The sequence below is a fragment of the Terriglobales bacterium genome, assembly GCA_035624475.1.
Taxonomy (GTDB): Bacteria; Acidobacteriota; Terriglobia; order Terriglobales; family Acidobacteriaceae; genus DASPRL01.
Genome location: DASPRL010000116.1, coordinates 1 through 7,695 on the forward strand (window position 1 = coordinate 1; position 7,695 = coordinate 7,695).

The 7,695-nt window shown below is 64.5% G+C and carries 10 protein-coding genes; 6 read left to right on the forward strand and 4 right to left on the reverse strand.

Features of this window, described 5'->3' with window-relative positions; all coding sequences use genetic code 11:
- The 4 genes from efp to VEG08_05020 form a co-directional block, all read left to right on the forward strand.
- Positions 1 to 508: elongation factor P (efp, locus tag VEG08_05005; GenBank protein HXZ27341.1), on the forward strand; the 508-nt coding region annotated here is incomplete at its 5' end.
- A 125-nt stretch (positions 509 to 633) separates the two neighbouring features.
- Positions 634 to 927: an acylphosphatase gene (locus tag VEG08_05010; protein HXZ27342.1), complete on the forward strand. Its 294-nt coding sequence runs from the start codon at positions 634 to 636 to the stop codon at positions 925 to 927.
- A 6-nt stretch (positions 928 to 933) separates the two neighbouring features.
- The gene (locus VEG08_05015; GenBank protein HXZ27343.1) at positions 934 to 1,473 is read left to right on the forward strand and encodes an adenine phosphoribosyltransferase; all 540 of its coding nucleotides are present in this window, start codon (positions 934 to 936) and stop codon (positions 1,471 to 1,473) included.
- Between the two features lie 2 nt (positions 1,474 to 1,475).
- Positions 1,476 to 1,757, forward strand: a complete 282-nt coding sequence (locus VEG08_05020; GenBank protein ID HXZ27344.1) for a hypothetical protein — start codon at positions 1,476 to 1,478, stop codon at positions 1,755 to 1,757.
- A 307-nt stretch (positions 1,758 to 2,064) separates the two neighbouring features.
- On the opposite strand, the gene VEG08_05025 is transcribed toward VEG08_05020, so the two are convergent.
- Together VEG08_05025 and VEG08_05030 are read right to left on the reverse strand one after the other, a co-directional pair.
- On the reverse strand, positions 2,065 to 2,466 hold the full coding sequence (locus tag VEG08_05025) for a hypothetical protein (GenBank protein ID HXZ27345.1): 402 nt from the start codon (positions 2,464 to 2,466) through the stop codon (positions 2,065 to 2,067).
- Between the two features lie 420 nt (positions 2,467 to 2,886).
- On the reverse strand, positions 2,887 to 3,363 hold the full coding sequence (locus VEG08_05030) for a hypothetical protein (protein HXZ27346.1): 477 nt from the start codon (positions 3,361 to 3,363) through the stop codon (positions 2,887 to 2,889).
- Between the two features lie 171 nt (positions 3,364 to 3,534).
- On the opposite strand from VEG08_05030, the gene VEG08_05035 reads away from it, so the two are divergent.
- A complete protein-coding gene (locus VEG08_05035; GenBank protein HXZ27347.1) occupies positions 3,535 to 3,855 on the forward strand; it encodes a GIY-YIG nuclease family protein in 321 nt (106 codons plus the stop codon).
- A gap of 303 nt (positions 3,856 to 4,158) precedes the next feature.
- Complete coding sequence (locus VEG08_05040) at positions 4,159 to 5,970, forward strand: SpoIIE family protein phosphatase (protein ID HXZ27348.1); 1,812 nt, start codon at positions 4,159 to 4,161, stop codon at positions 5,968 to 5,970.
- Here the strand turns inward: VEG08_05040 and VEG08_05045 are convergent.
- Positions 5,967 to 6,236, reverse strand: a complete 270-nt coding sequence (locus VEG08_05045) for a hypothetical protein (protein ID HXZ27349.1) — start codon at positions 6,234 to 6,236, stop codon at positions 5,967 to 5,969. The genes VEG08_05040 and VEG08_05045 overlap by 4 nt on opposite strands.
- Positions 6,237 to 6,324: 88 nt before the next feature.
- On the reverse strand, positions 6,325 to 7,695 hold a 1,371-nt coding region (locus VEG08_05050), incomplete at its 5' end, for a phosphoenolpyruvate carboxykinase (GTP) (protein HXZ27350.1).

Consider the following 7,695-nt stretch of genomic DNA (forward strand, 5'->3'; position numbering starts at 1 on the left):
TGACTTGCACTCCATCTTTAGCGTCGAGCACCGCACGCCGGGCAACCTGCGAGCATTCATTCAGGCCAAGTTGCGCAACCTGCGCACGGGCGCGATGTACGAACACCGCTTTCGCTCCGCCGACGCAGTGGACCGCGTCACGGTGGACGAGGTCACCATGGAGTTTCTGTACAGCGACGGCGACAACTATCACTTCATGAATACTGAAACCTACGAGCAGACCCACATCTCCAAGGACGTGCTGGGCGGCGCCGTGGACTATCTGACCCCCAACATCCATCTGCAGGTGGAGTTCTACGAAGGCAAGCCCATCGGCATCGAACTGCCGGCCACGGTGGACCTGGAAGTGGTCGAGACCGAACCCGGCCTGAGGAGCGCGACTGCGTCCTCGGTGATGAAGCCCGCCAAGACCGAGACCGGCCTGGTGGTGCAGGTCCCGCCCTTCATCAACGAGGGCGAGAAGATCCGCGTCGACACCAGCGAGGGAGCGTACCTGTCGCGGGCATAGCCCGCGAAAGCATTGCAGAATGCAGAATGAAGAATGCAGAATGACGCGCAGCCTGTAGAATCCTTCTTTCATTCTTCATTCTCATTCTTCATTCTGCATTTGTGACGATTCTGCATTCCGCATTTATGGTTTCCACTGACATCCTCGCCCGCCGCTACCTGGTCCGCGGACGCGTGCAGGGCGTAGGCTTCCGCTGGTTCGTGGAGCGCGAGGCCCGCACCCTGGGCATCAACGGCTGGGTGCGCAACACCCACGATGGCTGCGTCGAGGTCCTGGCCATGGGCTCACGCCAGCAGCTCTCGACCCTGCTGGGCCGCCTGCAGGCCGGCCCGCGCGCCGCCCGCGTGGACGCCGTGGACGAAGCCGCCGCCCAGCCTGTCCCCGGCCTGGACACATTCCGCATCGAAGGAGCCTGGTAACCCGCCATGCCCAACGGCAACCACTGCGAAGCCCTCAAGAAGCTCATCCGCGAGGTCCCCGACTTCCCCAAGCCCGGCATCCTCTTCTACGACATCACCACCCTGCTCAAGGACAAGCGCGGCTTCGCCCTGCTCATCGACGCCCTCACCGCCCACTACATCCTGCAGGACATCGACCTGGTGCTGGGCATCGAGGCTCGCGGCTTCATCTTCGGCCCCGCGCTCGCCTACCGCCTGAACTGTGGTTTCATCCCCGTGCGCAAGCCCAAGAAGCTGCCCGCCGAGACCGCCAAGTGGACCTACCAGTTGGAGTACGGCCAGGACACCCTGGAGATGCACAAGGACGCCATCCAGCCCGGGCAGCGCGTGATCATCGTGGACGACCTGCTGGCCACCGGCGGCACCGCCCAGGCCACGGTCAAGCTGGCCGAGTCGCTGGGCGCCAAGATCGCCGGCCTGGGCTTCGTGGTGGAACTCGACTTCCTCAAGGGCCGCCAGAAGCTCACCGGCTACGACGTCCACTCGCTGCTGCACTACGATAAGTAGCTATGGGCATCCGCACCATTGCAACCTGTATCCTGGTCTGCTTCCTGGCCCTTCTCACCCTGGCCGCAGAGATTTGGGTCTACGTGCTCCTGGGCATGGGCGCGACCAAGGGAGTAACGGTGGGGGCGGTCCTCCTCATCGGTCTCATGATCATCACGGCCGCGGTCGCCATCGTGGTGCCGGCTTCAGCCATGGTGGGGGCGCTGATGAAGAAGCCCAAGGGCAGCAGCTACTTCATCCTGCTCCCTTGGCCCCCTTTCCTGTTCGCGGGCAAGAGAAAGTAGCGACGACAAGCAGCGACCCTATCCACTGACCACTAGCCACTATCCACTGTTCTTCAATTGTCATCCCGAGCGAGCGCGAAGTTGAGGCGCATCGGCGGCGTCCGAGCCGCCGACCGAAACCCCGAGCTTGTCGAGGGGGCTGCGAATGCGACCGAGCGCGATGCGAGGGATCTATGTTTTCAAAGACCTCAGGGGCTAAAGCCCGTAACCTCAGTACTCAGTACTCGGTGGGCGGGGGTCAGCGTCGGCCTGGCAATCGTCCGATCACCCGATCGCCAGATCACCCGATGGGACTATCCACTATCCACTATTCACTATCCACTGCCTCTCTCACCACGTCGTCGGGCATCAAGGGCTCGAAGCGGACGCGCTTAAGGTTGGCGCTGGCGATCTGCAGGGCGTAGAGCAGCAGGGCAGCGCGCTTCAGGTCGATCTGGTCGCGGACCAGGGCGTCGGCCACCTGCATGAGGGCGCACTGGATGCCGTTGGCGTCTTCCAGGGGCGGCAGCGGGCCCAGGGGCGCGGCGGGGCGCAGCATCTGGGCGTGGGCGTAGCAGTAGGGGCGCTGGGTGAGGGCAGGGGAGCCGCAGCGTGTGCCGTCGGTCTTGACGTGCTGGCAGCGGGGAGCCTGCTGGGCGGCGCGCATGCGGCGGGCGTGCTCGGCGAAGGCTTCCTGGATGGTGCGTGTGGGGCTAGGGCTTGGGGGCATACCCCCTCCGTGGATCAGTGGAAATAAAGGACTTAGCTACAGAGATCAGTGGGATCAGTTGACGCTGTGCGGAAGCTGTTGGCGCACACGACCGCACGTTCGCCTAGGCGAACATAAGGCGAAGATAACCTGAGAGCGGTTGAAATGTCAAGGAGTGAGTTGGGCGGGAAGGAGCCTCTAATTCAGGGAACGCCTACCTTCGAGCCCAGCACGGCCACGTTTCGGTGCCGCCGGCTCGAACTTGCTACAGCCGCACAGCCCTCCTCCGGCCCAGCATTGCTGGTCGAACCTCATGTCGTGTTCGTTTTCGGTGTGACCGCAGCCGCAGCACTTCAGCAAGCTCGGATATCCGTTGTCATTGCCGACCCGTTCGTAGCAATTCAATCGAGGTACCCCCGAACCCGATGATACAGCGATCGGCTAGGACGGCGTGCCGACGTTGCGCGCCCTTGCGCGAGGACCGCGAAGGTTGATTTGGTACTGGACGCGCTTGTGTTGAATCAGCTTCTGGAGGTCTTTCCAACTTGCCAACTTATGGCCGACAGAGTCTCTGTGAAGAGAGACGAAACAGAGGAAGTACTTCCCCTCTAAGACCCGGAGCAACATCTCTTCGTTCTCTGTCAGGCCGAAGAAGAAGCCCTCCGGGAGGTTCGGCAGGCACTTATCGGTGGTCTTGATTTCCAGTAGATCAAAGTCCCGGGCGGGCTGTATTTCGGAAAAGCTCGCTACGCCCAGTCGAATGGCGTCAAAGGTCTGCTTGAACTTCCGGCTGATGCCCAGCAGTTCTAGAAGGCGCCCCTTTTGGGCCGAAGTGGGAACGTAGAACCCTGGCATGGCCTTGGCCAGAAGCTCGAAGCCGCGCTTCTGACGACCCTGATTGGCGGCGTGGTCGGGCATTGACCTAGGCATCATTCCACGCGGAGCCATTCCGATCAAGATCGCGATACACCTCTCATGCATCGTCATCCTGAGCGAGGCCGACTGAGCCGATCCCGCCCTGCGGGAGAGGGGGAAGGAGGGCGAGCGAAGGACCTATGCATTTTCCCCGCTGGGGGGTAGCCTGAGCTAGTGAAGCCTGGTTACGCGTACATCCTGACGAACCGGTCGAAGACCCTCTACACCGGCGTGACCAGCAACCTGGAGAAGCGGGTCTTCCAGCACAAGAACCACTGGGACGCGGGCTTCACCCGCAAGTACAAGATCGACCGCCTGGTGTACTTCGAGCGCTTCGAGGATATCCGCGACGCCATCGTGAGGGAGAAGCAGATCAAGGGGATGACCCGCTTGAAGAAGATGGCGCTCATTGTCTCCATGAATCCGGAGTGGCGGGACTTGAGTGAAGAGTGGTATGAGCGCCATCGGTATGCGCCAGAGCCGCGAAAAGCATAGGTCCTTCGCTGCGCGCTCCCTCCCGGCCTCGCATGCGCTCGGCGTTGGGTCGCGCTCGCTCAGGATGACAGGATTTTGAGGGGGCGGCATAGCTCGCTCAGGATGACAATCGGGGGAGGGGGCGGATCGAAGATCCGCCCCTACGCAAGCCCCCCGTTACCCATTTACAACTGCCCTGGGAGGCGCATATAGTAGGCGCCGAATCTCCCTGGAGCATCCCCATCCTGGGCCGGTGAACGACTGCCCGTTCGGGCTATGCGTGGCTGAGCCGGCACAATTCGACAGCGAGGAAGGGTTCCGCGCGTGGACAGCAAAGCCGGAGTAGCGGAGAAGGGCAAGAGCAAGGCCGGGCGCAAGGACTACATCGCCGCCTTCGCCAACGCCGTGCAGCGCTTCTCCGTCCCCCACACCCCGGAGGAGATCCTGGCCCAGATCCCCAACATCCTGGTCAGCGAGTTCGACGCCGAGCGCTCGGAACTGTGGCTGTGGGACGACTCCTCGCGCTCCGCCTACCTCACCCACGCCGCCGGCAGGCAGGCCACCCACCGCAAGGACTACGTCACCGAGGGTCAGGGACCCATCGGCAAGATCCTGCAGACGCGGCAGGCGGTGGAGAGCGCGGAGCTGCCCGCCCTGGGCGCCGACGAGAAAGACTTTGCCCAGCGCACCGGCCTGGGCTATCTCTCCGCCTACCCGCTGGTGGCCAAGGGGCGGCTGGTGGGAGTCTCCGCCAACTATTCGGCCGCGGAGGTGGACCGCGACCTGCTCAAGTGGTGGCAGGTGTACAGCGAGATCACCAGCGTGACCGCGCGCGACTCGCTCAAAGCCGAGGAGAGCCAGAAGCTCATCACCCAGCTCTCGCTGCTGTTCGAAGCCACGCGGCTGCTGAACTCCACCCTCGACCTCAGCGAGTTGCTCGACCTGATCCTGAAGATCGCGCGCAGCGAGGTGAAGGCCGACCGCGGCACCGTCTTCCTGGTGGACCACAAGACCGGGGAGTTGTGGTCGATCGTGGCCTCCGGGCTCGACCACCAGGAGATCCGGGTGCCCCAGGGCAAGGGCGTGGCGGGGCGAGTGGCCACCACCGGCGAGGTCATCAACGTCGAGGACGCCTACAGCCTGGAGTTCTTCGACCGCAGCTTCGACCAGAAGTTCGGCTTCCGCACCAAGTCGCTGCTCTGCCTGCCCATCCGCCACCACACTGGGGAGATCGTGGGCGTGATCCAGTTGCTCAACAAGGTGGGCAACGGGCGCTTCAGCGAGGACGACGCCGACTTCCTCACCAAGCTCTCCGGGCACATGGCCATGGCGCTGGAGAACGCGCGCCTGCACCGCGAGGTGGTGGAGAAGCAGCGCCTGGAGAAGGAACTGGCGCTGGCGCGGGGCATCCAGCGCAGCCTGCTGCCGGAGTCGCCGCCCATCGTGCCCGGCTACGAGATCGCGGTGATGAACGAGCCCTGCTTCGAGGTGGGAGGCGACTACTACGACTTCCTCAACCTGGGCCCGCAGACGCTGCTGCTGGTGGTGGCCGACGTGGAGGGCAAGGGAGTGTCGTCGGCGCTGGTGATGTCGAACCTGCAGGCCACGCTGCGCGCCCTGGTCATGCACCTGCACTCGCTGGAGGTGCTGGCCCTCTCGCTGAACGAGATGATCTACAACGACACCAAGTCGGAGAAGTTCCTCTCCATCTTCCTCGGCCTGGTGGACACGCGGCGTAATGGCTTGCACTACATCAACGCCGGGCACGTGCCTCCCATCCTCATCCACGGCGACACCGGGCAGTACAAGCTGCTGGAGGAAGGCGGGACGGTGGTGGGGCTCTTCCCTAACTCCGAATACAACCGGGGCGCGGTGAAGCTGGCGCCCGGCGACCTGCTGGTGTGCTGCACCGACGGCATCCTGGAAGCCGCCAACGTGGAGGAAGAGGAGTACGGCACCGAGCGGCTGGCGCAGGCGGTGCTGCGGCACAAGAACAAACCCGCCCAGGCCATCGTGGACGCGGTGCTGGCCGAGGTGAACCTGTTCGCGGTGGGCGGCCCCCACATCGACGACAAGGTGCTGATGATCCTGAAGGTCGGCCGCGAAGGCCAGATCACCGCCGGGACCGCCAGCTAGCCGCGACGCTCTTCCACCCGCAAGCGCGCCTCTTTTTTCAGATAACCCTTTCGGCGGAACCAGTCTTCCATCGCGGCCTGGAGCTTCTCCAGGGGCACGCGCGCGCCGATCTGGAGTTCGCCGTCGCCGGTGGGAAGGGTGTCGTCGAAGGCGGGATCGTTGGTGAAGTTGCGCATGGCGAAGCTGTCGAGCCAGGCCAGGGGCGCGGGCCGAGGCTTCACGCCGGCTTCGGCTTCGTATTCCACGCGGATCGTGCGGGCGAACATAGAAGTGGCCAGTGGCCAGTGATCAGTGGCCAGAATAGCAGAAGGGCGGCACGAACCGAGTTCGTGCCGCCCGGAATGTAGAGCGAAGCTAGGCCTGCTGCAGGCGCTGCTCGAGCTGGTCGACCTCCTGCTTGAGTCCCTCGGGCAGGTGGGCGCCGAACTTGGCGAAGTGCTCGCGGATGAGCGGCACTTCCTTCTTCCAGCCTTCCACGTCCACGCTCAGCAGCGTCTCCACGCTGGCGGCAGGGAGGTTGAGGCTGGCCAGGTCGAGGTCGGCGGGCGCGGGCATGCGTCCGATGGGCGTGTCCACGGCGTGGCCGGTGCCATCGGTGCGCTCGAAGACCCACTTCAGCACGCGGCTGTTCTCGCCGTAGCCCGGCCACAGGAACTTGCCCTGCTCGTCGGTACGGAACCAGTTGACATAGTAGACGCGCGGCAGTTGGGCGCCGGCACGCTGGCCGATCTTGAGCCAGTGCGCGAAGTAGTCGCCCATGTGGTAGCCGCAGAAGGGCAGCATGGCCATGGGATCACGGCGCAACTGGCCAACCTTGCCGGCGGCCGCGGCCGTGGTCTCGCTCGAGGCGGTGGCGCCCAGGAAGGTGCCGTGCTGCCAGTCGAAGGCCTCGACCACCAGCGGCACCACGCCCGCGCGCCGGCCTCCGAAGAGGATGGCGTCGATGGGCACGCCCTTGGGGTCCTCCCACTCCTTGGCGATGCAGGGACACTGCCTGGCGGGGGTGGTGAAGCGGGCGTTGGGATGCGCCGCCTTGCGCCCGGTCTGCGGGCTCCAGGGGCGGCGCAGCCAGTCCATGAGCTCGGCGGGCTTGTCGTCGGTCATGGCCTCCCACCAGACGTCGCCGTCGGGGGTGAGGGCGCAGTTGGTGAAGATGGAGTTGCGGGTCGCGGTCAGCATGGCGTTGGCGTTGGACTTCATGCTGGTGCCGGGCGCCACCCCGAAGAAGCCGGCCTCGGGATTGATGGCGTAGAGGCGGCCGTCGGCCCCGAACTTCATCCAGGCGATGTCGTCGCCCACCGTCTCCACCTTCCATCCGGGCACGGTGGGGATGAGCATGGCCAGATTGGTCTTGCCGCAGGCCGAAGGGAAGGCGCCGGTGACGTACTTGGACTTCCCCTGCGGGTTGGTGAGCTTGAGGATGAGCATGTGCTCGGCCAGCCAGCCTTCGTCGCGGGCCTGCACCGAGGCGATGCGCAAGGCATGGCACTTCTTGCCCAGCAGCGCGTTGCCGCCGTAGCCGGAGCCGAAGGACCAGATCTCGCGCGTCTCGGGGAAGTGGCAGATGTACTTGTGCTCGGCGTTGCAGGGCCAGGTGGAGTCCTGCTGGTTGGGTGCGAGCGGGGCACCCACCGAGTGCAGCCCTTTCACGAAGTCACCATCGGTGGCGAGTACCTCCAGCACCCGGTCGCCCACACGCGACATGATGTGCATGTTCGCCACCAC

Coding starts and splice junctions, on each gene's coding strand:
- VEG08_05025 (HXZ27345.1), bottom strand. CDS start 2,466: ATGCCCCCAAGCCCTAGCCCCACACGCACCATCCAGGAAGCCTTCGCC.
- VEG08_05010 (HXZ27342.1), top strand. CDS start 634: ATGGTTTCCACTGACATCCTCGCCCGCCGCTACCTGGTCCGCGGACGC.
- VEG08_05045 (HXZ27349.1), bottom strand. CDS start 6,236: ATGTTCGCCCGCACGATCCGCGTGGAATACGAAGCCGAAGCCGGCGTG.
- VEG08_05030 (HXZ27346.1), bottom strand. CDS start 3,363: ATGCCCGACCACGCCGCCAATCAGGGTCGTCAGAAGCGCGGCTTCGAG.
- VEG08_05020 (HXZ27344.1), top strand. CDS start 1,476: ATGGGCATCCGCACCATTGCAACCTGTATCCTGGTCTGCTTCCTGGCC.
- VEG08_05015 (HXZ27343.1), top strand. CDS start 934: ATGCCCAACGGCAACCACTGCGAAGCCCTCAAGAAGCTCATCCGCGAG.